Origin of the sequence: Streptomyces sp. NPDC049040 (assembly GCF_043197715.1) — a bacterium.
Classification (GTDB): Bacteria; Actinomycetota; Actinomycetes; order Streptomycetales; family Streptomycetaceae; genus Actinacidiphila.
Map to the genome: position 1 here is coordinate 22887 of NZ_JBICTO010000002.1, position 25041 is coordinate 47927.

Annotated in this window: 17 protein-coding genes; 2 read left to right on the forward strand and 15 right to left on the reverse strand. The window is 74.0% G+C overall.

What is annotated here, in order from left to right:
* Positions 1–76: 76 nt before the first annotated feature.
* On the reverse strand, positions 77–1582 hold the full coding sequence (locus ACGFMP_RS05025; RefSeq protein WP_393670357.1) for a hypothetical protein: 1506 nt from the start codon (positions 1580–1582) through the stop codon (positions 77–79).
* Complete coding sequence (locus ACGFMP_RS05030; protein ID WP_393670358.1) at positions 1579–3111, reverse strand: DUF6020 family protein; 1533 nt, start codon at positions 3109–3111, stop codon at positions 1579–1581. The genes ACGFMP_RS05025 and ACGFMP_RS05030 overlap by 4 nt, the downstream gene beginning before the upstream one ends.
* A 159-nt stretch (positions 3112–3270) precedes the next feature.
* Here ACGFMP_RS05030 and ACGFMP_RS05035 point away from each other — a divergent pair, with 159 nt between their 5' ends.
* Entirely contained in the window at positions 3271–3888 is a 618-nt protein-coding gene (locus ACGFMP_RS05035) for a dTDP-4-dehydrorhamnose 3,5-epimerase family protein (protein WP_393670359.1), read from the forward strand.
* Here the strand turns inward: ACGFMP_RS05035 and rfbD are convergent.
* From rfbD to ACGFMP_RS05075, 8 genes are all read right to left on the reverse strand, one after another.
* Complete coding sequence (gene rfbD, locus ACGFMP_RS05040) at positions 3843–4703, reverse strand: dTDP-4-dehydrorhamnose reductase (RefSeq protein WP_393670360.1); 861 nt, start codon at positions 4701–4703, stop codon at positions 3843–3845. The genes ACGFMP_RS05035 and rfbD overlap by 46 nt on opposite strands.
* Positions 4700–5698 carry a dTDP-glucose 4,6-dehydratase gene (rfbB, locus tag ACGFMP_RS05045; RefSeq protein WP_393670361.1) on the reverse strand — a complete coding sequence of 333 codons (999 nt, stop codon included), beginning with the start codon at positions 5696–5698 and terminating at the stop codon, positions 4700–4702. Before rfbB ends, rfbD begins: the two co-directional genes overlap by 4 nt.
* On the reverse strand, positions 5695–6762 hold the full coding sequence (locus ACGFMP_RS05050; protein WP_393670362.1) for a glucose-1-phosphate thymidylyltransferase: 1068 nt from the start codon (positions 6760–6762) through the stop codon (positions 5695–5697). Before ACGFMP_RS05050 ends, rfbB begins: the two co-directional genes overlap by 4 nt.
* Positions 6759–9209: a methyltransferase domain-containing protein gene (locus tag ACGFMP_RS05055; RefSeq protein WP_393670363.1), complete on the reverse strand. Its 2451-nt coding sequence runs from the start codon at positions 9207–9209 to the stop codon at positions 6759–6761. Before ACGFMP_RS05055 ends, ACGFMP_RS05050 begins: the two co-directional genes overlap by 4 nt.
* A gap of 41 nt (positions 9210–9250) precedes the next feature.
* Positions 9251–10309 (reverse strand): glycosyltransferase family 2 protein, encoded by a 1059-nt coding sequence (locus ACGFMP_RS05060; protein WP_393670364.1) that lies wholly within the window; start codon positions 10307–10309, stop codon positions 9251–9253.
* Positions 10306–11088, reverse strand: a complete 783-nt coding sequence (locus ACGFMP_RS05065) for a glycosyltransferase family 2 protein (protein ID WP_393670365.1) — start codon at positions 11086–11088, stop codon at positions 10306–10308. Before ACGFMP_RS05065 ends, ACGFMP_RS05060 begins: the two co-directional genes overlap by 4 nt.
* Positions 11085–11465 (reverse strand): DUF2304 domain-containing protein, encoded by a 381-nt coding sequence (locus ACGFMP_RS05070; protein ID WP_393670366.1) that lies wholly within the window; start codon positions 11463–11465, stop codon positions 11085–11087. The genes ACGFMP_RS05065 and ACGFMP_RS05070 overlap by 4 nt, the downstream gene beginning before the upstream one ends.
* 102 nt (positions 11466–11567) lie before the next feature.
* Complete coding sequence (locus tag ACGFMP_RS05075) at positions 11568–15200, reverse strand: CDP-glycerol glycerophosphotransferase family protein (protein WP_393670367.1); 3633 nt, start codon at positions 15198–15200, stop codon at positions 11568–11570.
* Between the two features lie 188 nt (positions 15201–15388).
* Here ACGFMP_RS05075 and ACGFMP_RS05080 point away from each other — a divergent pair, with 188 nt between their 5' ends.
* Positions 15389–17629: a CDP-glycerol glycerophosphotransferase family protein gene (locus ACGFMP_RS05080; RefSeq protein WP_393670368.1), complete on the forward strand. Its 2241-nt coding sequence runs from the start codon at positions 15389–15391 to the stop codon at positions 17627–17629.
* An 80-nt stretch (positions 17630–17709) separates the two neighbouring features.
* On the opposite strand, the gene ACGFMP_RS05085 is transcribed toward ACGFMP_RS05080, so the two are convergent.
* The 5 genes from ACGFMP_RS05085 to ACGFMP_RS05105 form a co-directional block, all read right to left on the reverse strand.
* Complete coding sequence (locus tag ACGFMP_RS05085) at positions 17710–19950, reverse strand: CDP-glycerol glycerophosphotransferase family protein (RefSeq protein ID WP_393670369.1); 2241 nt, start codon at positions 19948–19950, stop codon at positions 17710–17712.
* Positions 19951–20058: 108 nt separating this feature from the next.
* Positions 20059–21006 carry a class I SAM-dependent methyltransferase gene (locus ACGFMP_RS05090; RefSeq protein WP_393670370.1) on the reverse strand — a complete coding sequence of 316 codons (948 nt, stop codon included), beginning with the start codon at positions 21004–21006 and terminating at the stop codon, positions 20059–20061.
* Between the two features lie 151 nt (positions 21007–21157).
* A complete protein-coding gene (locus ACGFMP_RS05095; RefSeq protein ID WP_393670371.1) occupies positions 21158–22096 on the reverse strand; it encodes a carbohydrate ABC transporter permease in 939 nt (312 codons plus the stop codon).
* Positions 22093–23373 carry a carbohydrate ABC transporter permease gene (locus ACGFMP_RS05100; protein ID WP_393670373.1) on the reverse strand — a complete coding sequence of 427 codons (1281 nt, stop codon included), beginning with the start codon at positions 23371–23373 and terminating at the stop codon, positions 22093–22095. Before ACGFMP_RS05100 ends, ACGFMP_RS05095 begins: the two co-directional genes overlap by 4 nt.
* Before the next feature lie 119 nt (positions 23374–23492).
* A complete protein-coding gene (locus tag ACGFMP_RS05105) occupies positions 23493–24908 on the reverse strand; it encodes an ABC transporter substrate-binding protein (RefSeq protein WP_393670374.1) in 1416 nt (471 codons plus the stop codon).
* Positions 24909–25041 lie beyond the last annotated feature (133 nt).

Sequence of the window (25041 nt, forward strand, 5' to 3'; positions counted from 1 at the left end):
CCGGTGCGGGCCGCCCCAGCCCGCGCGGAAGGGTCGCGGCAGCCGGGCCGCACCGCTGACAAGCGCGGTGCGTCGGTCAGCGGGAGAGGCGCAGGAGGCGCTCGCCGGTGCGGGGGGAGGTGGCCACCACCGTGGCCGGGGTCGGGGCGGGGCGGCCGGGGGGCAGCAGGAGCCAGGCCGCGCCGTAGCGGCGGGCGATGGCCGTGCGCCGGGCCGCAGGGGTGGCGGGGGCGAAGTAGGCCGTCATGTCGGACCAGCGGCGGTCGCGGTCCGCGGCGGGGGTCGACGGATCGGGCCAGGTCGGCGCGACCAGGTAGAGGCCGTAGGCGGGCAGCACGTGCATCGGGATGGACGCGTCGGTCAGGACGACCTGGCCCACCGGCACCCGGTCGGCCACCCAGGCGTAGTCCGGCCAGCGCTGCGGGTGCGGGGTGGCCACCGGCAGCCAGCGCTGCGGGACCACGGAGCCGACCTGCGCCGCGAGCGCGAAGCACAGCACGACCGCGGCCGTCGGCGCGAGCACCGCGCGCAGCCGGGTCCAGGGCGGCGCGCCGGCCACTTCCACCGCGAGCGCGAACTGCAGCGGCACCAGCAGCAGCGCGAAGACCCGGCCGTAGGTGTAGTGGCCGCTGAACCAGCCGTACGCGGCGATGGCGCCGTCCGCCGCGAACATCAGCACCAGCGGGTCCCGCAGCCGCCGCCTGGCCCGCCAGGCCAGCGCGGGCAGCCCGATTGGGGCGAGGCCGTACCACTGCCAGGGGTGGATGTAGAGCCGGCGGTGCACCTCGTCGACGGTGGTGTCGCCGGCGAGCGCGAAGACGTCGAAGTACGGCCAGGCCGCCGCGACCACCACCGCCGCGGTGCCGCACACCGCCCACATCCCGGCCACCTCGCGGGACCAGCCCCGTTGCCGCCCGGCCACGGTCGCCGCGATGCCGACGGTCGCGGCCAGCGCGGTGATCGGGTGGACGAGCAGCAGCACCCCGGCCGCGGCGCCGAGCCCGGCGTACTCCCACGCGGTGCCGCCGCGCCGGGCCAGCCGGTCGGTCCACGCCCACAGCAGGAAGGCCAGCCCGACCGCGAAGGTGCTCGGGTAGGACGCCCCCCGGGTGAGCGACCACACCCCGCAAAAGCCGCTCCACTCCTTGGCCTCGGGCCCCCACAGCAGGGTGAAGGCCAGCAGCGCGTACACCGGCGCCGTCCGCCTGTGGCTCAGCGTCCTGGCGTAGGCGCCGACGCCGACGACGAGCAGCGCCAGGTTCAGCGGCCCGCACCAGCGCACCATCTGCCAGCCGGCGGCGCCGGTCAGCCGGGCGGTCAGGCCGAGCGTGACGATGTAGGGGGAGTAGTAGGGGCTGCCGTTGCCGGGCTCCTTGAGCAGCGGGTTGGCCGGGTGCAGCGGGTTGTCCGCGACCCGCTGCACGGCGGAGGCGTGCTGGCCGAAGTCGGAGGCGATGGGGGTGTGCCAGGCGACGACGGCGAGCAGCAGCCAGAAGCCGGTGCCCACGACCGCGTAGGGTGACGGCCGCCAGGTCCTGGCGCGGGCCCGGCCGCCGACCGCGACCTGCGCGGTGCCGGTCATGCGGTGGCCCCGGAGCGCGGCGGCGACGGTTCGTCGGGTGCGGCCCGGCGTGCGGACCCGCGAGCCCGCCCCTTGCCCGGCGGCCGGTCGGCGGGGTGGGCCGCGGTCAGCAGCGGCAGCGCGAGGAAGCCGAGCAGCACCGGCGCGGCCATGTAGCGGAAGAGTCCGGCGGGTGTGGCGACCAGCACCGCGACCTGGAGCCCCGCCGTGGTCGCCGCCAGAGCGAGCGCGGCCCGCAGCGGGCGGCGCCGCACCAGGCGCAGCACGATCAGATAGGTGGCCCAGCACCACAGCGAGCCGGTCCACAGGAACCAGGTCAGCTCGGGGGCGCGCGCGGCGGTGTACGCCCACACCCCCGCCCGGTGCAGCGAGGCGGACGGCGGGTCGGTGCGCAGGGCGGGCAGGAAGCGGCTGTGCTCCATCAGCCCGCCGGGCCGGGAGTAGCCGAAGCGGTCGGCCGTGATGACCGGCGGCTGCACGAAGATGTCGCTGTCGTTGCGGGGCAGCGCCCAGGCGATCCTGCCCCTGCACAGGTGTGCCGACAGCATCAGGTCGGGCCGCTTGGACAGGACGTGCCCCCAGACGTCGAGCAGCCTGCCGTTGAGCCGTTCCGCGGCGGGGCGGTCGAAGGGCCGCCCCATCAGCGGGTCGACCCAGGCGCAGTTGGCGCCGCCGGACGACCAGTGCGTGAGCGGCGCGACCTGCGACATCACCGCCAGGTCGGAGCGGCGGAAGTCGCGCGGGGCGCGGTGGTAGGCGACCGCGATGTCGGCGTAGTTGAAGGCGTAGTAGGAGCTGGTGCGCGGCTCCTGGATGCCGATCGCCGGGTAGACGCCGAAGTTGAGGCCGAGCGCCAGCGCGGTCGGGACCAGGGTGGCGGCGGCGATCGCCCGCCAGCGGCGCGGCATCGCGATCAGCAGCATCAGGCCCGCGGTCACCACGGCCGGGTAGGTGTTGTTGCGGAAGACCGACAGGCCGGTCATCGCTGCCGCGAGCAGCCACCAGTGCAGGATGTCCCGCTGCCGTGCGGCCAGGTGGGCGCAGGCGCCGAAGGCCAGCACGGCGGCGACGGCGTAGGCGCTGTCCTTCCACACGAAGATGCCGAAGGTGCCGGTGGACGGCACCAGGACGACGGCGAGCGGCGCGGCGGCGGCCCACCGGCCGCGCACCCCGAGCGCCCGCAGCCCGTGGCACACGTAGCCCAGCGACGCCGCCAGTGCCACCGTCTGGACGAACGTCAGTGCGGCGAGGCCGCCGGTGATCTGGAGCGACAGCCACACCAGGACGTCGTAGGCCACCGCGTGGTCGCTGCGCCAGTGCCCGGTGGTCACCTGCCAGACGTAGGTGACGGAGTCGAAGCTCATCAGGCCCGGGTGGAAGGCCAGCCACCACAGCAGCAGGACGGCCTCGCAGACCAGGGCCACCGCGACCGGCAGCCGCGCCCGCTCGGGAAGCCGGGCCGCGGCACGGCGCAGCGCCGGAACCGGTGGGAGGAAGCGGGCACCGGTGAAGCGGCTGATGGTGGTCACCGGATTCCAACGCGGCCCGCCCGCAAAGGTTTCGCCCCTCCGCGCGGACGGCCCCGTACGCCACTCGTTCGGCGGAGAGCGGCGGGATGTCCGGTGACCGGCACCCGGTGGGCCGCGTTGGGACACACGCGACCATCCCGCGACCCGAGAGGCACCCGCATGCGCGAGACCGGCATCCCCGGGGCGTGGGTCCACGAACCCGCCGTCTTCCCCGACGAGCGCGGGCGCTTCCACGAGTGGTTCAGGGGCGCCGACTTCGCCGGGGCCACCGACCACCGGCTGGATCTGGCGCAGGCCAACTGCTCGGTGTCGCGGCGCGGCACGCTGCGGGGGGTGCACTTCGCGGACGTGCCGCCCGGGCAGGCGAAATACGTCACCTGCGTACGCGGCGCGGTCCTCGACGTCGTCGTGGACGTGCGCACCGGGTCACCCGCGTACGGGCGGCACGCGGCCGTGACGCTCGACGACACCGCCCATCGGGCGCTCTACCTGGCGGAAGGCCTCGGGCACGCCTTCCTCGCGCTGACCGACGACGCCACCGTCGTCTACCTGTGCTCGCAGGGCTACGCGCCGGGCCGCGAGCACGGGGTGCACCCGCTGGACCCGGAGCTGGGCATCGCATGGCCCGCGGGCCTGGCGCCGCTGCTGTCCGCGAAGGACGCCGCCGCCCCGTCGCTCGCCGAGGCGGAGCGGGCGGGGCTGCTGCCGGCGTACTCCGACTGCACCGCCTACTACGAGAGGTTGCGCAGCGCGGGGAAGGCCGCGGCCAGCGCCTGACGCCAGTCGCGGATCGGCTCGATGCCCGCCGCGGCCCAGCCGTCGTGGGCCAGCACGCCGTACGCGGGCCTGGGAGCCGGCCGCGGCACCGCGGAGGTCGGCACCCTGCGTACCCGGTCGGGGTCGGCGCCGAGCAGCCGGAAGACCTCGCGGGCCAGGTCGTACCAGCTGGCCTGACCCGCGCTCGTGCCGTGGTAGACGCCGGCGGGGGCGCCGCCGGTGCCCAGCGCGACCAGCTTCCCGGCCAGGTCGGCGGTCCAGGTCGGCTGGCCGTACTGGTCGCCGACCACGTCGACGGTGTCGCGCTCGCGCTCCAGGCGGATCATCGTCCGCACGAAGCTCCGCCCTCCCGCCCCGTAGAGCCAGGCCGTGCGCACCACGTAGCCGTCGCCCGGGAGCAGGTCGAGCACCGCGTGCTCGCCCGCGAGCTTGCCGCGCCCGTAGGCGCTGCGCGGGTCGGGCCTGTCGGTCTCCCGGTAGGGGGTCGTCGCGTCGCCCGCGAAGACGTAGTCGGTGGACAGGTGCAGCAGCCGGGCGCCGGACTTCGCGCAGAGCGCGGCCAGATGGCGCGGGCCCTCGCCGTTGACCCGCAGCGCGGCCTGCTCCGCCGTCTCGGCGTCGTCCACCCCTGTCCAGGCGGCGCAGTTGACGACGACATCCGGCCGGTGGTCGTCGAAGACCGCGCGGACCGCGTCCTCGTCGGTGATGTCCAGCGCCGCGCGGTCGACGCCGACGGCCGCCTCGCCGGCCTCGGCGAGCCGCAGCAGCAGATCGCGTGCCAGCATCCCGCCGGCCCCGGTCACCAGCCAGGTCATCGCTGCCCCACCACCCCGGCGGACGACGCGGGCAGCAGCGGCTCCCACCAGTCGCGCCGCCGCCGGTACCAGTCCACCGTCGCGGCGAGGCCGGCGGTGAAGTCGACCCGCGGGGTGTAGCCCAGCTCGGAGCGGATCTTCCCCCAGTCCACCGAGTAGCGCAGGTCGTGGCCCTTGCGGTCGGGGACCTCCTGGACCAGGTCCCAGTCGGCGCCGCAGGCCTCCAGCAGCAGGCCGGTCAGCTCGCGGTTGGACAGCTCGGTGCCGCCGCCGATGTTGTAGACCTCGCCCGCCCGGCCGCCGCGCCTGACCAGCTCGATGCCCTGGGCGTGGTCGGTGACGTGCAGCCAGTCGCGCACATTGCGCCCGTCGCCGTACAGCGGCACAGGGCGGCCCTCGAACAGCCGGGTCACGAACAGCGGGATCAGCTTCTCGGGGAACTGCCGCGGCCCGTAGTTGTTGGAGCAGCGGGTGATCCTGACGTCCAGGCCGTGGGTGCGGTGCTGGGCCAGCGCCAGCAGGTCGGCGGAGGCCTTCGAGGCCGCGTAGGGCGAGTTGGGGTCCAGCGGGTCGGTCTCCGGCCAGGAGCCGGCCTCGATCGACCCGTAGACCTCGTCGGTCGACACCTGCACGAAGACGTCGATGCCGTGCCGTACGGCCGCCTCCAGCAGCGTGTGGGTGCCGGTCACGTTGGTGGTGACGAAGTCGGCGGCGCCCGCGATGGAGCGGTCCACGTGCGTCTCGGCTGCCAGGTGCACGACCTGGTCGTGCCGGGCCAGCAGCCGGTCCACCAGGATGGCGTCCCCGATGTCGCCGTGCACGAAGGAGAAGCGCGGGTCGCCGCGCACCGCGTCGAGGTTCACCCGGCGGCCGGCGTAGGTCAGCGCGTCGAGCACGGTCACCTCGACCCGGCCGTCGTCCTGCGCGAGCAGGGCGCGCACGTAGTGGGAGCCGATGAAGCCGGCGCCGCCGGTCACCAGGATGCGAGTGGTCATGACGAGATCTGCACCTTGCTGTGGTCTCCGAGTACGAGCCGGTGGGCGGCGGGGGTCCGCTGACCCGGTGTCACCTCGACCTTGCGGCCGATCAGCGACGCCTCGATGCGCCGCACCCCCAGGATGGACGAGCCCGGCAGCACGATGGAGAACTCGATCTCGCTGTCGCGCACCTGGCAGTCCGCGCCGATCGAGGTGAAGGGACCGACGTAGGAGCCCTCCACGACCGTGCCGGGGCCGATCATCACCGGGCCGACGATCCGCGACCCGGTGATCCTGGCGCCCGCGCCGACGCTGACCCGGCCGACGAGTTCGCTGGCCGCGTCGACGTCGCCGTGCACCCCCCGTTCGAGGGTCTCCAGCACCGAGCGGTTCACCTCCAGCATGTCGGTGACATTCCCGGTGTCCTTCCAGTAGCCGTCGATGACCGTGGACCTGACGTCCCCGCCCTGGTCGATCAGCCACTGGATCGCGTCGGTGATCTCCAGCTCGCCGCGCCCGGACGGCTTGATCGCCCTGACCGCCTCGTGGACGGCAGCGGAGAAGAGGTAGACGCCGACCAGCACCAGGTCGCCGCGCGGCACGGCCGGCTTCTCCTCCAGCCCGACGACCCGGCCGCGCGCGTCCAGTTCCGCCACGCCGAAGTCCGACGGGTTCGGCACCCGCGTCAGCAGCAGCTGGGCGGCCGGGTGGTGGGCGCGGAAGGCGGCGACGTGGTCGCCGATGCCGCCGACGATGAAGTTGTCCCCCAGATACATCACGAAGTCGTCGTCGCCCAGGAAGTCCCGGGCGATCAGGACCGCGTGCGCCAGGCCGAGCGGCTGCTCCTGCCGGATGTACGTGACCCGCACGCCGTGCGCGGAGCCGTCGCCGACCGCCGCCATGATCTCGGCGGCGGTGTCGCCGACGATGATCCCGACCTCCTCGATGCCGCAGTCCGCGATGGCTTCGAGGCCGTAGAAGAGGACGGGCTTGTTCGCGACCGGCACGAGCTGCTTCGCGGAGGTGTGGGTGATCGGGCGCAGCCGGGTGCCGGAGCCGCCGGCCAGGACGAGGGCTTTCACGCCTGCCCCCCGGGGGCCTGCGGAGCGGTGGAGACCAGCACGAACTCGTTGTGCCGGAAAAGCCGGCCCGCTGCCCGCGGCAGTGGGAAGGAGTACGCCCTGCGGACGTCGAGGCCCGCGGCCCGCGCCTCCTCGGTCAGCTCGGCGAACCCGACGAAGCGGACATGCGTCGCGTCGCTGGCGAAGCCGGCCTCCTGGGGGGTGATCAGTACGGCCCGGCCGCCCGGCCGCACATACGGCAGGTAGGTCGACAGCAGTGCCGACGCCTTCGCCGCCTCCAAGTGCTCCAGCACGTGCGCGCACAGCAGGCTGTCGAAGGAGCCCGGCGGGAAGTCCGCGGCGGCGAACTCCTCCGGGGTGTACGCGGTCAGTCCGCGGGCCCTGGCCGCCGCGACCGAGTGCGCGTTGTGGTCCACCCCGACGCTGCCTGGGGCGCAGTGCCGCAGGTTGCGGCCCACCCCGCAGCCGACGTCCAGCACCTTGCCGAGCCGCAGCCGGCGCAGATTCCAGCGGTAGGGCGCCTGGGTGGGCAGCAGCCGACGGGCCAGCAGTCGGGCGGTGTAGTCGGGGGTCGCGGTGTCGGACATCAGGGCGCCTTTCGCGGGTGTGTCTGGTCTGAGCGTACGGATCAGGCGGGCGGCGAGCAGGGCGGCGGCGGTCCAGGAGCCGAGCGCGTAGGCCGCCTCGACGCGGGGGCCGGTGGGTCCCGGCAGGGCCAGCGCGGCCGCCGTCACCGCCGCACCGGCCGCCCAGGCCAGCGCCTGCGGGCGGTGGCCGCCGGTCGCGAGGGTGCCGTTGCCGAGGAGATACGCCACCAGGTAGCCGGTGGTGCCCAGGCCGAGCGCGGCGAAGTCCAGGTGCCCGAGCACCGGGGGCGCCGCGAGCAGCCGCTCGGTCACCCACGGTCCGGCCAGCGCCGCCGGCACCGTGCAGGCCAGCCCGATCGCGGCCATCCCGCCGGCGCTGCGCCGCACCCCGCGGGCCACGCCCGCCCGGTCGCCGCGCTGCTGCCGTACGGTCAGCTCCCGCAGCAGGCCCGCCTGGAGCGCGCCCACCGCGAACTGCGGCACCCGCACCAGGGTCAGCGCGCACAGCAGCGCGGTCACCAGGGCCGCGTCCCCAGGGGCGAGCCCCTTCGCCCCGAGTACCGGGGCGTTGGCCAGCACCTGGGCGAAGACGGCGCCGCCGACCAGCGCGACCAGCCCTCGGCCGATCTCGCCCGCCGCCGGGGGCGGCGCACCGCCCGGCCTCCCGGCGGCCGCGGTGGCGGCCGCGGCCCCGGGGTGGGCGGGTACGGGCGCGGTGGCCACCGCCGGGTTGCCGGGTGCGCTGTGCGGTTCGCCGGCGGGTGTCGGCGGTGAGGGCATGGTCGCTGCCGCGGTGTGGGCGGGCGGGGCGGCGGTGAGGGTGGTCGGGTCGTGTGGTTTGCCGGCGGGTGTCGGCGGTGAGGGCGTGGTCGCCGCTGCGGCCGGCACCGCCGGGTGGGCGGTCGGGTCGTGCGGTTCGCCGGCGGGCGCCGGTGCGGGCGGCATGGTGTTCACCGCTGAGTGGACGGGCGGGGCCGCAGTGAGGGTGGTCGGGTCGTGTGGTTCGCCGGCGGGTGTCGGCGGTGAGGGCATGGTCGCCGCTGCGGTGTGGGCGGGCGTCGCCGCGGCCGGCACCCCGGTGTGGGCCTGCGGTTCGTCGGTGAGTGCCGGCACGAGCGTCGTGGGGTCGGCGGGCCCCGGCGCGATTGCCGCCGCCGGGTGGGCGGGTACGGCGTGCGGTCCTGAAGCGGGGGCCGGCGCGGGTGACGTGATCGTCGGCGTCCCGTGGGCGGGGCGGTGCGGTCCGCCCGGGGGCGCAGGTGACGGGAGGGTGGGGGCGTCGGGCAGTGGTGCCGCCGACGCGCGGGCCGCGCGGAGGGCCGGGGCGAGGGCGGGGAGGCAGGCGAGCAGCGGGGAGGTGGTCAGCACCAGGGCGAAGGCGGTGGGGGAGCGGGTCCCGGTGAGCAGCAGGGCGGCGGCGGATCCGAGGCGGAGCAGCCCGTCGAGGGTGAGCTGGCAGGCGTACGCGGCGAAGCGGGCGTGGCCGGCGAGCAGGCCGCGCAGCGTGTGGGCGGCGGCGAGCGCCGACAGGGCGCCGCCCAGCGGCCACAGCAGGGCGGAGTTGCCGTCGAAGGCGATTTCCGCCAGCGGGCGGTGGGCCGCGGCGAGGAGCAGCACGGCGGCGCTGAGCAGCCCCGCGGCCACCGCGGCACCCCGGCGCAGCAGCGGCCCCGTACCCGTGCCGGCCGCGACCCGGGCGGCCACGGTGCGGGTCAGCTCCTGTTCCAGCGGGAAGAAGAGCCCGATCCCGACCGAGAAGGCCACCGCCCAGACCACGGACAGCCCGGCCATCCCCGCGGTGCCGAGACCGCGCCCGGCCAGGGCCAGATGCCCGTACGCCCCGCCGGCGTTGACGATCATCCCCGCCCCGACCAGCCCCGTCCCCCGCGGCACCCCGCCCCTCACGCCCCCGCCTCCGGCACGGGGGCGGCGTCCGTGCCGGTGCCGGACACCGATGCGGTCGGCGGCAGGGCGCCGGCGGGGGTCCCGGGCCCCGCGAGGTCGGGGTGGGCGGTGGGTCCGCCCGGCGGCGCCGCGGCCGCCGCAGCGGGAAGCGGGGGTGCGTGGCGGGGGGCGAAGGCGTGGTGGAGGAGGGCGGCGGTCGGCGCGGGGGAGGGGAGGGCGGCGGGCAGGAGGGTGAGGGCGTGCAGGCGGGAGGACCAGTGGCGGCGGGCGCTGCGCGCGGCCCGGGGCCAGCCGTGGGCGGCGAGGCGGGTGGAGGTGGCGAGGAAGAAGCGGCGGGCCTCGTCGAAGCGTGCGCCGGTCACCGCCTGCGCGGCCGACGCGCTGACGGCGTGGCGCCGGTAGCGGAAGCAGACCTCGGGGTCGGTGGCGAGCCGGCCGCCGTCGAGCAGCAGGTCGACGACGACCGCCAGGTCCTGGATGACGCCGAGGTCGGCGCGGAAGGGGTGGCGGCGCAGCGCGTCGGTGCGCCAGCAGACCGAGGGGAAGTAGAGCCAGTTGCCTCGCAGCAGGCTGACGGCCAGGTCCTCGCCGCCGAGCAGCGCAGGGCCCGAGCGGATGCGGGCCGGCGCGTAGAGCCGCTTCTTCGCGGTGTCGACCAGCGTCCCGCACGGCCGCCCCTCGGCGTCCACGACCTGCACGCCCGGCTGGACCATCGCCGCACCCGGGGCGCGCCGCAGTGCCCGCCGCACGGTCCGCAGGTAGCCGGGCAGCATCAGGTCGTCGCAGCCCATGAGCACGAGGTACGGCGCCCTGGCCAACTCCACGCAGCGGTTGAAGTTGCCGGTCACGCCGAGGTTGCGCGGGTTGCGCAGATAGATCACCCGGGGGTCGCCGAGCGCGGCGAACCACTCGGGCACCCCCGGCTCGCGCCCGTCGTCCACCACCGTCAGCCGCCAGTCGTCGCCGTCCTGCGCCTGCACGCTGCGTACCGCGGCGTGCAGCAGCGGCACATCGCCGTAGTACGGGATCATCAGGTCGAAGAGCACCGGGCTCATCTGGCGGCCCCCGCGGGCTCGGGCACCCGGGCGGCCTCGGTGCGCTGCGGCGCCGGGACCCGGCGGGTCAGCGCGAGCAGCAGCACCAGCGCGGTCCTGGCCAGGTAGACCAGCGCCCTGGCGGGCGACTGGCTGGGCGCGCCGGTGGTGCGCGGCCGCATGGCCACCGGCACCTGCCGCACCAGGTAGCCGCGGCGCAGCGCGCCCACCATGCTCTCGACGGTGTCCCCCAGGTATTCGGCCGGATACCAGCGGGCGAAGAAGGCGATCATGTCGCGGTTGCAGGCCCGGAAGCCGGAGGTCGAGTCGGTGAGCCGGGTGTCCGCCATCCCGGACAGCACCAGGGACAGCAGCCGCATCGACCAGCGGCGCGGGCCGCGCACCCGGTAGTCGCCCACGCCCGCGAAGCGCGCGCCGACCACCAGGTCGGCCGTGTCGAGCGCGGCCAGCAGCACGGGGACGTAGCGGGGGTCGTGCTGCCCGTCGGCGTCGACCTGGACGGCCGCGTCGTAGCCGTGGTCGAGGGCGTAGCGGTATCCGGTGCGCATGGCGCCGCCGACGCCCAGGTTGTACGGGAGCCGGGCGACCGTGGCGCCGGCGGTGCGGGCGGTCTGGGCGGTGCGGTCGGTGGAGCCGTCGTCGACCACCAGCACATCGGCGCCGGGGACGGCGGCCCGCAGTTCGGCCAGCACGGCGGCCAGGCCTTCCGCCTCGTTCCACGCGGGCACGATCACCAGCACCCGCCGGGCGCCCGCGGCGAGGCCCGCACCCGGCGTCATCCGGTGCCGCCCTCCGTGCGCGGGGCGGCGCCCGACGGCCGGGCCTGCTCCTCCAGTGCCGTCCTGATCAGCGCGATCTCCTCGGCGAGGGTCCTGGTCTCCTCCTCCAGGCGGCTGGATTCCCAGCTCAGGTGCAGGCAGACGAGCAGCAGCAGCACGATCCCCGCGAAGAGCACCAGGCTGGCGCCCGACACGATGCCCAGGCCCCGCGCCAGCGAGTCCAGCATCTGCGGGAAGAGCCCGAGCGGGACCACCGCCGAGCCCACCGCGAGCCACAGCGCCGCGTACTTCTCCCGCAGCTGGTGCCGGCGCAGCAGTTCCAGGATGCAGGCCAGCAGGGCCAGTCCGGTGAGCGAGGTGATCACGGACAGGTGCACGGTGGTGGCCTCCTGGGGGTCCTGCGGGTGCTGCGGGGATTCCGTTTTTCCGTCGTTCCGCTGTCGCGGGCTGTGCCCTGCCGGTCGGGCCGCCCCGCTTCATCAGATGCGCGGTCCGCGCAGAATCAGGTCCGCCACGCGGGAGGCGGCGCGGCCGTCGTCCAGATGGCAGAAGGCGGCCCGGAAGGCGTCGTACGCCGCGCCGTGCGGCTGCACCGCGGCGGCGGGGTCGCGCAGCGCCTCGATCAGCTCGGGGGTGGTCGACAGCAGCGGCCCGGGCGCCTGCGCCTCGAAGTCGAACGCGAAACCGCGCAGGGTGTCGCGCATGTGGGCGAGGTCGGGGGTGTGCAGCAGGATCGGGCGGCCGGTGACGGCGAAGTCCGCGAGCAGCGAGGAGTAGTCGGTGACCAGGACGTCGGCGGCGAGCAGCACCTCCGCCAGGTCGGGATGGCCCGACACGTCGTGCACGAAGGGTCCTGCCGCCGGGACGCTGTCGGCGACCAGCGGGTGCGCGCGGACCAGCAGCACGTGGGTGTCGCCGAGTTCCGCTTCGAGCGCGGCGAGGTCGGCGGTCAGGTGCAGCCGTTGGTGGGCGGCGTCGTACGCCTCGTCGTCGCGCACGGTCGGGGCGTACAGCACGACGGTGCGGTCCTGCGGCAGGCCGAGCCGGGCCCGGACGTCCTCGGTGACCTTGTCGCGGTCCTCGCCGCTGAGCAGGTCGGCGCGCGGCAGCCCGGTCTCGGCGACCTCGCCGTCGAAGGCCAGGGCGCGGCGCAGCACCGGGGTGCTCTGCGCGTCGGGCGACAGCAGTACGGTCCACTGGCCGCCGAGCCGCGGCTGCGGCCACATGTGGGTCAGGTCGGCGCACAGGGTGCCCGCCAGGTCCTGCCCGAATCGCTTGACGGGGGTGCCGTGCCAGGTCTGCACCACGTGCTGCCCGTCCCTGCGGCGGAAGAAGGCGGGCAGGTGCGAGTTGGTGACGATGTACCGGCTGCGGCCGAGCGCCTCGTACCAGGCGTGGCTGCCGAGCAGCACGGACGTCGCGGTGGCCGGCACCGGCGTCGCACGGTCGGCGACCACCCACACGTGTTCGAGCGCGGTCCCGCGCCGCACCAGCTCGTCGTGCACGGCGCGCGGCGAGTCGTCGCAGCGGCGGCCGTCGAAGCTGCTGTAGAGGACGGTGCCGGTCAGCCGGCGCCGGGCGAGCACCGGGTAGTGCTGCTCGCGGAGCATCCGCTGCCGGTACGGGCCGCGGTCCGCGGGGGGTACGGGGGAGCCGGCGGCCACGAACAGGTGGTCGTGGAAGCGGCGGTCCAGCCGGACGGGCCGCTGCCCGTCGGCCACCGCGAGTTCGAGCGGCAGCCCGCCCATCGCCTGTGGCGCGACCCGGACGGGTGTGTCCGTCCCGCCGGCCCGCAGGTGCAGATACCAGCGCCCGGCGTGCGGCAGCGCGCCGACGTCGACGGATGCGGAGAAGCGCCCCGCGTCCCCTTCCGCGACGATGCCGGTGCCGGTCTCGGCGGCGTAGGTGCCGTGCCGCAGCATCAGCCGGGCGCCCGCGGTGTCCTGGCCGCCGTCGGTGGCGCCGGTGTCCCGGCCGGGATCGGCCGGGGGGGCGGCCGCGGCCGGGGGGAGCTCACCGGAGACGAGCAGGCGGCCGTCCGGGGTGAAGGAGAGGCGGTCGGCGACGGCCTGGGGGGTGCGGTCCCGGAGCACCAGGTTGCCGGCCGCGGTTCCCTCGACGGAGAGCTCGCGCGGGGCGCTCCCGCCGAGCCGTTCGTCCGGGGGCAGCGCGTACCGCCCGGGGGGCAGGTCGCGGTCGAGGGCGACCCTGGCCCGGCCGCCGTCGGGGAAGACGACCTCCGCGGTCCAGGTCGCCGTCGTCTCGGGGGCGACCTCCTTGGGCAGCCCGGTCATCGCGGGCCGCGCCCCGCCCAGGTCGGCGAGCGTGACGTCCGCGGCCAGCGCGGTCCAGCCGCCGGAGTCACCCGGGGCGCCGGAGCCACCCGGGGAGTCCGAGCCGGCCGGGGTCGCCGGGGCCAGCGGGTGGTCGAGGACGGCGCCGGTCGTCTGCTGGGTGAGCCGCAGGGCGACCGGCAGGGTGCGGTCGCGGACCGCGAGGTCGAGGCGGAGCAGCCCGTCGCCTGCCGGCTGGTGGGCGGTGAGGCGGCGGGTGACCGGCTCGACCGACAGGTGCAGGCGGCCGTCCTTGTACCACGGCACGAGCCGGGTGTCGTCGTCCAGCGGGAAGGGCACGGGCGACGATCCGGCGCCGGCCTCCGCGGCACGCAGCGCGGCCGGGCGGACCGCGGTGCCGCCCGCCACCACGATGCCGACGCGCCACTGAGCCGCCTTCCAGCCGCCGTCCGTCCGCAGCCGTGCCGGGTCGACGGTGATCTCGAAACCGGACCAGTCGTAGCAGTGGCGTTCCTGCGTCTGCTCGTCGGTGACGTCGGGTGCCTTCACCGACCGCACCGGCAGCAGCAGCTTGCGCCGCCCGCAGGTGGCGACGGCGGTCTTGAGCGAGGAGCGCCGGCTGCGGGCGTCGACGTTGCGGATGTACGCGAAGCCCTTGAGCACCAGCTTGCCGTCGCGCCACTCCAGGTCACGCAGCCGGGCGACGACCGGCAGGTCGGTCGAACCGGTCGCGGTGGCCGCCCGCGACAGCGGCACCGGCGAGCCGTCTGGGCGTACGACGACGGCACGCTTGCGCAGCGGCAGCCCGGCCAGGTCGAAGACGGTGCGGCCGCCCTGCCGCTCGTGGCCCAGCACGGTCAGCAGGTCGTCGAGCCTGCCCTCCCTGATCAGCTCCCAGCGCAGCCGCAGTTCGACCGGCAGCCCGGGGTAGAGGGTGGGGTCGACGCGGCTGAGGTAGTCGCCGGCGCGGTCCATGAAGACCCGGTGGTATTCGGGTCCCGCCATCGGCAGGGCCTCGATGAAGTAGAGCAGGTCGTCGGTGAGCACCGACCGGTCGTAGTCCCGCTTGTGGGTGCTCCAGCGGGTGTTGGCGGGGTCGGCGAGGAAGCGCGAGACCCCGTCGACCGCGGCGATCCGGTCGCGTACGCCCTTGACGTCGGTGCGGCGCCGGGTGATGGAGCCCTCGCGGATGCGCCAGTAGTAGACATGCTCGTGCAGCACGTCGACGGCGTCGGCGAGGAAGTGCGCGGGGATGGTCAGCGGCGTGTCCTCGTACAGCACGCCCTCGGGGAAGGCGAGTTCGTGCTTGTCCCAGAAGGTGCGGCGGAAGACCTTGTTCCAGGCCACCCGGTCGGACAGCAGGTTCAGGTCGCGGGTGATGTGGGTGCGGCTGACGGTCCTGGTCATGCCGCGGTGCTGCCAGGCCTGGCTGCGGCCCGCGGTGGTCAGCCGGTAGACGTTCCCGGTGGCGAAGTCCGAGCCGGACCGGTCGAGCAGGCCGGTGAGCTGCTCGTACGCGCGCGGCGGCAGCACGTCGTCGCTGTCGATGAAGGTCAGGTACGACGTCTCGGGGTCGGCGTTGCGCGCACCGGTGTTGCGGGCGTGGCCGAGGCCGCCGTTGTCCTGCGCGACCAGCCGGAAGCGCGGGTCGGCGGCGGCGAACGCCCGTGCGATGTCCGCACTGGCGTCGGTCGAGCCGTCGTCCACCATCACCACATCAAGCTCTGCCAGCGTCTGCGCGGCGATCGACCGCAGGCACTCCTCCAGGTACTGCTCGACGTTGTAGACGGGGACGACGACGGTCAGACGGGGCGTCATGGGGGACAACGCTCCTTTCCGGGACGGCGGTGGCAGACCATGCCGTGTGTTCAACTCGCCCCGCCCGCAGCGGTCACCGAAGGTAGGCCGAACGAGGGACACGCCCCCGCGGATCGACACAGCGTGCGCGGGCAATTACCCTCGGACGTTATCCCGTACCGGTAACCACCGATCTGTCCAGGATGGTCATGCCCCGTTTCAGCGTCGTCGTCCCCGCCCACCGCGCGCAGGGCTTCCTGCGCCCCTGCCTGCAGTCCGTGCTCGAGCAGTCCTGCGGCGACTTCGAGGTGATCGCGGTGGACGACGCCTCACCCGACGCATGCGGCGCGATCATCGCGGACCTCGCCGCCGCCGACCCCCGTGTCGTACCGGTGCGCCTGGACCGCACCGCGGGCACGGGACCGGCCAGGGACGCGGGCGCCGCGCGCGCCACCGGCGACTACCTGCTCTTCCTCGACGCCGACGACCTGATGGCGCCCGGCGCCCTGGCCGCCCTCGACACCCGGCTCGGCCGCACCGGCGACCCCGATGTGCTGCTCTACGACCACGAGCGCTTCACCGTGTGGGAGAACGTCCAGGAGAGCGGTGACGGCGACTTCCTGGCCGCCGCGGGCACGCGCGTCTTCAGCGCCGCCGACCTCCCCGACTGCCTGGCCTGCTACCCCGCCGCCTGGAACCGGGCGGTACGCAGGGACTTCTGGACCTCCCGCGGCTTCGCCTTCGGCGACGCCCCCTACGCCGACCTGGCGCTCGCCACCCGGGTGCTCACCGCCGCCGCGCGCGTCGGCTGCCTGGACCGGGTGTGCGTCCGCTGGCGCAAGCGCCGCTCCGGCAGCCTCACCACCACCCGCGGCGCCCACCACCTGGCCGTGGTCGACCGCTACCGGGAACTCTTCGCGGACCTGCCGGGCGAGCCCGCGCGGGCCGCGCTCTACGGGCAGATGGCGGCGGTCCTGATGGCCGTCGGCGAGGAGCGGCTCACCCCCGAGGCCGCCCCGGACTTCGTCCGCAGCGCGGGGCGGCTGCTCACCGAGCACCGCCCCGCCGGCTGGTCCGCGCCCGAGCCGAAGGAGGCCCGATGGGTCAGGGCCGCGGGCACCGGCTCCTACGGGCGCTACCGCGCGGCGCTCGGCGCAAGGGCGTTCGCCATGGGGATCGTCAAGAAGGCCAGGGCCCGCAAGAACGGCGTGGCCCGCGCGGTCTACCAGCGCTACTACCGGATGCGGCTGCGCCGGCCCGTCGACCCCGGGCTGGTCGTCTACGCCGCCTACTGGAACCGCGGGGTGTCCTGCAATCCGGCCGCGATCTACCGCAAGGCCGCGGAGATCGCCCCGCATCTGCACGGCGTGTGGGTCGTCAACAAGCGCGACCGGGAGGCGCTGCCGCCCGGCGTCGACCACGTCGTCGTCAACTCGCGCCGCTACTGGGACGTCCTGGCCAGGGCGGGCCACCTGGTCAACAACGCCAACTTCACCGGGAACGTCACCAAGCGGCCCGAGCAGACCTATGTGCAGACGCACCACGGCACCCCGCTCAAGCACATGGGCATGGACCTGCGCGCACGGCCCGCGGTCGGCAAGGGGATGAGCTTCGGCCGGCTGCTCGACCACGCCGACCAGTGGGACTACTCGCTGGTGGCCAACCAGCACTCCGCCGAGGTCTTCGACCGCGTCTACCCCAGCGGCTACCAGACCCTGCCGACCGGCTACCCGCGCAACGACGTCTTCTACACCTCGGGCCCCGACGACGTCCGCCGCGCCCGGCAGGCACTCGGGCTCGCCCCCGGCACGACCGCGATCCTCTACGCCCCCACCCACCGCGACTACCAGCGGGAGTTCGTCCTCCCGCTGGACCTCGAACGCCTCGCCCGCGAACTCGGCCCCGGCCACACCCTGCTGGTGCGGGCCCACTACTTCTACGGGCAGAGCCCGCAGCTCGAGGCGCTGCACGCCGCGGGCGCCGTCGTGGACGTCTCCGCGCACCCTTGTGTGGAGGAGCTGTGCCTCGCGTCCGACGCCCTGGTCACCGACTTCTCCTCGCTGATGTTCGACTACGCCAACCTCGACCGGCCGATCGTCGTCCACGCCGCCGACTGGGCCGCCTACCGGGCCGCCCGCGGCGTCTACTTCGACCTGCTGTCGGGGCGGCCCGGCGAGACACCGGGGGCCGTCGCCCACGACGAGGCGTCCCTGGCCGAGGTGTTCCGCGGCGGCGCGTGGTCCGACGGCACCGCGGCCGCGCTGCGGGCGGCCTTCCGCGAGCGCTTCTGCGGCTACGACGACGGGCTCGCGGCCGAACGCGTGGTCCGCCGGGTCTTCCTGGGCGAGGACGGCCTGGTGCCCTACCGCCCCCTCGGGGACCGCCGCCCGGCCCCGTCGCCCTCGACCCTGACCGACCCGGCCCCGGCCGCCGCCGTACCCGCTCCCTGACCTCGGGCCCGATCGCGCGCCGCCCCGGCAGGCCGCGGGCGGCGCGGAACCGGCGGCGCCACCGCTGCGGGCGGCCTCCCTCAGGGCAGCGGCCGCGCGGCCGGGCGGGGAGCCGGGCGGTGCGGTGCGGCCGCCGGGCGGCGGTCCGGGAGGGGCACGACGGCGGGCAGCCCGCCGTCCTCCCGCAGGAAGACCCGGCGGACCACGCGTTCCGCGGCGTGCCCGTCGTCGTAGGGGCAGAAGCGCGCCCTGAAGGCCGCGCGGAGCTGGGCCGAGCGGGGGCCCGACCAGGAACCGGTCGCCAGGATGTCGGTCAGCTCCTCCTGGGTGCGGGAGACCGGGCCGGGCGGATGCGCCGTGACGTCGAAGTAGGCCCCGCGCGTGGCCCGGTAGGTCTCCCAGTCCGCCGCGTGCAGCACGATCGGCCGGTCGAGTCCCGCGTAGTCGAACATCAGCGACGAGTAGTCCGTGATGAGCCCGTCCGACGCGAGGCACAGCTCCTCGGCCGACGGGTGCCCCGACACGTCGATGACGCGCGGGTGGGCAGCGCCGGCCGGGTCCCCCGGCGGGTAGAGGTAGTGGGTGCGCAGCAGCAGCGTGACGCCGGGGCCCAACTCCTCGGCGAGCCGCGGCAGGTCGAGCGCCGGCAGGTATCCGCGCTGGTAGTCGCGGTGGGTGGGTGCGTAGAGCAGCGCGGTCGTGGTGCGCGGGATGCCGAGGCGGTCGCGCAGCGCCAGCACGTCGTCGGCCGTGGCCCGGTGGAAGACGTCGGTGCGCGGCTGGCCGTACTCCAGGCAGGTGAAGGCGGAGGGGTAGGCGCGCTCCCAGACCAGGCTGGAGTGCCGGCTGGCCGAGATGCTGTAGTCCCAGCGGTCGACGTGCCGGAGCAGCCGGTCGAAGTCCATGCCGTGCGCGGCGGCGGGGTGCTGGAGCAGGTCGACGCCCATGTGCTTGAGCGGGGTGCCGTGGTGGGTCTGCACGTTGATCTGGCCCGGCCGCTTGGCGTAGCGGCGGTGCAGGTTGACGTTGCTGACCAGGTACGACGCGCGCGCCATGGCCTTCCAGAAGCCGGCCGAGCCGGGTTCCAGCCGGCGCACCCCCGGCGGCAGGGTGTGGGCGTGCTCCGCTGTGGTGACCCACGCAGTCCGCATGTGCGGGGCGAGATCGCGCAGCGCGGCCTCGATCGCCGCCGGGTTGCAGAGGTAGCCGCGGTCCCAGTAGGCGGAGAAGACCGCGAGGTCGGGGTCGAGCGGCCGGCGCCGCTGGAGCAGGTAGTACGCGTGCAGTGCGGCGGTGCGCAGCCGGCCGCGTGCGGTCCTGGCCCTGCGTACGGTGCGCAGCCGCAGCCGGTGCAGCCCGCCGAGGGCGCGGAAGGTCCGCCGGGCGCCGAGCGCGACCAGCAGGTAGCGCACCCCGCTGCGCCGGCCGAGCGCGAGCCGGAAGCCGTCGGGCCGCAGCCTGCGGTACTGCGAGCGGCAGCGCCGGAAGTATTCGGGGCGCGACGACCCGGGCAGCCGGTCGGGCAGGTTGAAGACCGTGGTGAGGTGGTCGAGCATCCGGCGGAAGAGGACGGTGCGCCAGCGCTCGAGGTCGGGGCGGCTGTCGAGGAAGGCGAAGAGCAGGTCGTACTGCTTGAAGATCTCGAAGTGCCGCCTGCTGGTGGTGTGCAGGATGCCCCTCTTGCGGCGCTGCCGGTAGTGCACGCACACCTGGTCGAGCAGGGCGATCGTTTCCGCGGCCATCAGCACCGGGTACGTCCACGGCGTGTCCTCGTAGTAGCCGGCAGGGAAGACCACCCCGACCTGGGCGAGGAAGTCGCGCCGGTAGGCCTTGTTCCAGGCCACCATGATCAGCCGCAGCAGGGCGGGGCGTTCGTCGAGGGAGAAGACCTGCGGGTCGGTCTGGGCGAGCAGCGCGGAGAACTGGTTGCGTTCCGCCCGCCCGTTCCAGTAGGTGCGGTCGTAGTCGAAGATCAGCAGGTCGGGGCGGCCGGTCCGGTCGATCCTGTCGGCGATGGCCCGCAGCGCGCCGGGGGCGTAGGTGTCGTCGCTGTCGAGGAAGAGCACGTAGTCGCCGGTGGCCCGCGCGAGACCGGCGTTGCGGGCCCGGCCAAGACCGACGTTCTCCGCGAGGTGCAGGACGCTCACCCGGCGGTCGCGGGCGGCGAAGTCGTCGGCGATCTCGCCGCTGCCGTCCGGTGAGCAGTCGTCCACCACGATCAGCTCGAAGTCGCCGAAGGACTGGTCGAGCACGGAGTCCAGGCAGGCGTGCAGATACGCCTGCACGTGGTAGACGGGCACGATGACGCTGAAGCGGGGCACAGCAGCACATCCAGGTTCGACGCGGGGACACGGGACACTACGACCACATCCGCGGTGAATGCGGCATGTGACGCTATATATCCTGCGAACGCGCGGCCGCCCCGCTGGTTACGCCTGGTGGCGCAGCGCGGCGCGAAGCCTGACGAAGCCTTTGGACACGAAGGGCGGCAGTACGTTGAGCACCAGACGGCGCAACGGGGAGCGCCGCCGCACGACCGGCGCGGGCTGCTCCGCCGGGGGGGTCTCGGGGACCGCCTCGACGACGGGCTCCGCACGCCGGTGCCGGGAGAGCGGCTGGGCGGGCGGCACCGTCTTGACGCCCTTGACCCGCACCAGCGGGCCGCCGGCCACCTCCTCCACGCCGTGCCAGAGGTCGTCGCGGCCGGCCAGGAACTCCAGCAGCTGCTCGCGCACCGGTGCCGGGTCGCCCCAGGTGCCGTAGAGCTTGGTGCCGGTCACGCACACCGGGTTGAGGCCGCCGCCGGCGACCGCCCCCCAGACCGCGGCGGCCACTCCCGGGCAGTGCTCGGAGCGGTAGTCGTCGAGTGCGACGATGCCGTGCGGGTGCAGCAGCGACCTGGTGTCCTCGATGTCGCCGCGCACGTGCTCGTAGAGGTGCGAGCCGTCGATGTGCGCGAAGCGGCAGCTGGCGGCCTGCACCCGGTCCCGTACGAGTGACGACAGGCCCTGGACCACCTGCGGCAGCTCGTCATGGAAGGACAGGTAATTGGCCTCGAAAGAGCGACGGGTGAGTGTCGCGTAGGAGTAGCGCATCTCCGCCGAGTTCGCGTCGTCCTGCGCCGGCGAATCGAACAGGTCGCAGACCGTGAAGGTCTCGCCGTCCCGCAGATAGCTGCCCATGAAGATCGCGCTCTTGCCCATGTAGGCGCCGATCTCCAGCAGGTCGCCCGGCTCGGTCAGCTCGTGCTGGCGGGTCAGGAACCAGTCGAAGAGCACCTGGTCGGAGGGGAAGAACCAGCCCTTGACCTCGTCGAGGGAGGTGGGCGCGGGAAGCTGCTCGCCGGCCGGATCGGGGGCGGTGGGGGTGAGCGTCATGGGGATCCGTTCGAACGGTGGGAGCCCCTGGAACGGGCGGCTCCCGGCTGCGGGGGGCGTCAGTGTAAACGCCCCCCGCGGCCGGATTTGTCCGCCGCGTCACCGTGTCACCCGCTCGCCGCGGTGCCGCCGCGGCAGGGTGCGGATGCCGCTACTTCACCGCGCCCGCCATCACCCCGGACACGAACTGCCGCTGGAAGGCGAAGAAGACCGCCAGCGGGATCACCATCGACACGAAGGCGCCGGGCGCCAGGATGTCGATGTTGTTGCCGAACTGCCGTACCTGCTGCTGGAGCGCCACCGTGACCGGCTGCGAGTCGCTGTCCGCGAAGATCAGCGCCACCAGCATGTCGTTCCACACCCACAGGAACTGGAAGATGCCGAGCGAGGCGATCGCCGGGCCGCCCAGCGGCATCACCACCCGGGTGAACAGCCGCAGCTCGCCCGCGCCGTCCAGCCGGGCGGCCTCCAGGAGCTCCCGGGGGATCTCCGCGAAGAAGTTCCGCAGCAGGAAGATCGCGAAGGGCAGCCCGAAGGCCGTGTGGAAGAGCACCACCCCGGAGATGTCGCCGAAGATCCCGATGTCGCCGAAGAGCTTCGCCACCGGGATCAGCGCCACCTGCACCGGCACCACCAGCATCGCGACCACCGCGATGAACCACCAGTCCCGGCCGGGGAAGTCCATCCAGGCGAAGGCGTAGCCGGCCAGCGAGCCGATCACCACCACCAGCAGCGTCGTGGGGATGGTGATCAGCGCCGTGTTCACCAGCGAGTCGGTGATGGCGTGGTTGTCCAGCAGGGTGCGGTAGTTGGTCACCGTCAGCTGCGAGGGCGAGGTGAAGACCTTCCACCAGCCGCTCGCCGAGATGTCCGAGGGGGTCCGCAGGCTCGACAGCAGCAGGCCCACCGTCGGCAGCAGCCAGAACAGGCCCACCACCAGCAGGACGACCCGCACCACCCCACCGCCGGCCAGTGCGGCCAGTCGTGTGCCCAGGCTCTCCCTCGGCCGTACCGATACGGGTTCCCCCGGGGTTCCGACAGGCGCCACCGCCCCCGTCGGACCCGGCCCCGCGGTCGCGTCCGCGCTCATCGCCGTGCCTCCCTGCGCAGCCGCCGGATGTTGAAGATCATGACCGGCAGCACCAGCAGCAGCAGGATCACGCCGATCGCACTGCCGACGCCCTGGTCGTCACCGCCGCCGAACGACGACAGGTACAGCTGGAGCGCCAGTACGTTGGCGTTCTGCTGGCTGCTGCCCGGCGCGATGATGTAGACGAGGTCGAAGATCTTCAGCACGTTGATCATCAGCGTGACGGTGACCACCACCAGCACCGGTGCCAGCAGCGGCACCGTGATCCGGCGGAAGACCTGCCACTCGTTGGCGCCGTCCACCCGGGCCTGCTCCATCAGCTCCCTGGGCACCCCGGCAAGACCCGCCGCGATCAGCACCATCGCGAAGCCGGCCCACATCCAGATGTAGGACGCGATGATCGACGGGGTCACCAGGCTCGGGCCGAGCCAGTTGATGCCCTCGTACTTCCCGGCGAAGTTCGACGCCGGAAGCCGCAGTCGGGCGCCGATCGCCTCGGCGGGGAGCCGGTAGGTGCCGTCCTTGCCGGACTTCGCCGACGCGACGACCTTGCCGTCCTTGACCGCCTGGACCTTCACCCCGGACAGCGCCTTCTCGCCCGGGTCGATCACCCCCGGCTTGCCGGTGCCGCCGGGCCGGAAGTCCAGCCACACGGTCCCGGTCACCGCACCCGGCTGCGGGGCCGCGGGTTTCGCGTCCCGCGCGCCGGACGGCACCTTGTCCTTCGGGATGCCGACCAGCGGCAGGTCTGCCGGGGCGCCGGCGCTCGCCGTCGACTTCGAGGTGAAGGAACCGCCCTTGGTCGGTGCGAGATCGCTGTTGGGCCGCGGTCTCGCCCCGGGGTAGGCGGCGTTGTCGGTGAAGGTGTCGTGCACCGCCACCACCACCGCGTTCGCCACCCCCTGCGAGGGGTCCTGCTCGTAGACCAGCCGGAAGATGATCCCCGCGGCCAGCATCGAGATCGCCATCGGCATGAAGACGATCAGCTTGAACGCCGTGCCCCAGCGCACCCTCTCGGTGAGCACCGCGAACACCAGCCCGAGGGCCGTCGCCACGGCCGGCGCGACCACCACCCAGACGACGTTGTTGCGCACCGCGGTGAGGATGCCGTGGTCGCTGAAGACCGTCCCGAAGTTCTTCAGCCCGATGAAGGCGCCGCCGTCGGCGTCGTACAGGCTGCGCTTGATGGTGTAGACGATCGGATACGCCACCAGCGCACCCAGCAGCACCAGCGCGGGCAGCAGGAACAGCGCGGCCACCCACGGCCGGGTGCCCATGACGCTGCGACGGGGGCCGGATCCCTTGCCGGGACCCGGCGGGGGCGGAACGGCGGCGGCTGAACCGCCGCCCCCCGCCCCCGCGGTGGCACCAGCCACCTGTGCCGGGGCCACCTGCCTCAGCTCCCGTACGCCTTGGCGGCGTCCGCCTCCAGCTTGGCCTGCGCACCCGCCACATCGTTCGGCTTGGCGAGGAAGTCCTGGAGGTCCTTCCACTCGCCCTCGCCCTTGGTGCCGCCGAAGGCGGCGGGCGCCTGGTCCGACATGTCGAACCTGAAGTCGTCACCCGCGGCGATCAGCGACTTGGCGATGTTGCGCTGCACGTCGTCGGGGTACGCCGACATGTCGAGCGACTTGTTCGGCGACAGGTAACCGCCGCCCTGCGCCCAGATCTTGGCCGCGTCCGTCGACCCGATGAAGGTCAGCAGCGCCTGCGCGCCGGGGCCGTCCTTGAGCGCCACGGCCACGTCACCGCCGCTGACCACCGGCGCCTTGCCCGTACCGACGGCGGGGAAGGCGAACTCCTTGGCGTCGGTGCCGACCTTCGCCTTGGTGTTGGCCGAGATGAACGCCGAGACGAAGTCCGCCTCGTAGACCATCGCGGCCGCCGGCGGGTTGCCGAAGGTCTGCGTCACCGACTTCGGGAAGTCCGTGCCCAGGGCACCCTTGGAGCCGCCGGCGATCAGGTCCTTGTTGCCGAACAGCTGGCCCAGCGTGGTCAGCGCCGCCTTCACCGACGGGTCCGTCCACTTGATGGAGTGCGCGGCCAGCTGGTCGTACTTCTCAGGGCCCGCCTGCGACAGGTAGATGTTCTCGAACCAGTCGGTCAGCGTCCAGCCGTCCGCCCCGCCGATCGACACCGGCGGGGTGCCCGACTCGAAGACGGTCTCGGCCGTCTTCAGGAAGTCGGCCCACGTCTTCGGCTCGGTCGCGCCCGCGTTGTCGAACGCCGCGGCGTTGTACCAGACCATCGACTTGTTGGAGACCTTGGCGTAGATGCCGTACTGCTTGTCCTTCCACGCACCCAGCTTCTGCCAGCCGGGGGAGAAGTTCTTGGTCAACTGCGCCTGCGCCTCGGGGCCGAGCGGTTTGAGCCAGCCCTTGTCGGCGAACTGGTGCATCACGCCGTTCTGCGCCAGGAACGCCACGTCGGGCGGGGCGCCGCCCTGGATCTTCGTGCCGAGGAAGGTCGACTGGCTGTCACCGGTCGGTACGAAGGTGGTCTTCGCACCCGTGCGCTTGTCGAACTCGTCCAGCACCTTCTGGAAGTTCTTCTGCTCGGGGCCCGTCCACACAGCGGCCACTTCCAGCTTCTGGCCGTGCAGGTCGGGCAGTTGCAGGGCGTCGCCGCTGCCGGTGGCGGACGCCGTGGTGGTCGGCGCGTCGCTCTTCTTGTCCCCGTCGTCGCTTCCGCCGCAGGCCGCCGCGGTCAGCGCCAGCGCCGAAGCCGATACGACGGCGAGCGCTATGCGCGTAGTGCGCCCCAGCCGGCCGCCGCTCTCGCCGATCTGCGTCTTGCCCTTTAACCTGTGCATCTGGCATCCCCTCAGTCCCGTTGCGCCCTGTACTACGCCCGGTGAACTGCCCTCGGCAAGGCCCGGTAGGGGTGCCGGCGCGCAATGTGACCACGCCGTGATCTTGGCCCAAACCTCCCGTCGCACGCGGGGG

Coding starts and splice junctions, on each gene's coding strand:
- ACGFMP_RS05055 (WP_393670363.1), bottom strand. CDS start 9,209: ATGATCGTCAACGCCGGCGGGGCGTACGGGCATCTGGCCCTGGCCGGG.
- rfbD (WP_393670360.1), bottom strand. CDS start 4,703: ATGACCTGGCTGGTGACCGGGGCCGGCGGGATGCTGGCACGCGATCTG.
- ACGFMP_RS05065 (WP_393670365.1), bottom strand. CDS start 11,088: ATGACGCCGGGTGCGGGCCTCGCCGCGGGCGCCCGGCGGGTGCTGGTG.
- ACGFMP_RS05075 (WP_393670367.1), bottom strand. CDS start 15,200: ATGACGCCCCGTCTGACCGTCGTCGTCCCCGTCTACAACGTCGAGCAG.
- ACGFMP_RS05035 (WP_393670359.1), top strand. CDS start 3,271: ATGCGCGAGACCGGCATCCCCGGGGCGTGGGTCCACGAACCCGCCGTC.
- rfbB (WP_393670361.1), bottom strand. CDS start 5,698: ATGACCACTCGCATCCTGGTGACCGGCGGCGCCGGCTTCATCGGCTCC.
- ACGFMP_RS05025 (WP_393670357.1), bottom strand. CDS start 1,582: ATGACCGGCACCGCGCAGGTCGCGGTCGGCGGCCGGGCCCGCGCCAGG.
- ACGFMP_RS05105 (WP_393670374.1), bottom strand. CDS start 24,908: ATGCACAGGTTAAAGGGCAAGACGCAGATCGGCGAGAGCGGCGGCCGG.
- ACGFMP_RS05100 (WP_393670373.1), bottom strand. CDS start 23,373: ATGGGCACCCGGCCGTGGGTGGCCGCGCTGTTCCTGCTGCCCGCGCTG.
- ACGFMP_RS05090 (WP_393670370.1), bottom strand. CDS start 21,006: ATGACGCTCACCCCCACCGCCCCCGATCCGGCCGGCGAGCAGCTTCCC.
- ACGFMP_RS05060 (WP_393670364.1), bottom strand. CDS start 10,309: ATGAGCCCGGTGCTCTTCGACCTGATGATCCCGTACTACGGCGATGTG.
- ACGFMP_RS05080 (WP_393670368.1), top strand. CDS start 15,389: ATGCCCCGTTTCAGCGTCGTCGTCCCCGCCCACCGCGCGCAGGGCTTC.
- ACGFMP_RS05095 (WP_393670371.1), bottom strand. CDS start 22,096: ATGAGCGCGGACGCGACCGCGGGGCCGGGTCCGACGGGGGCGGTGGCG.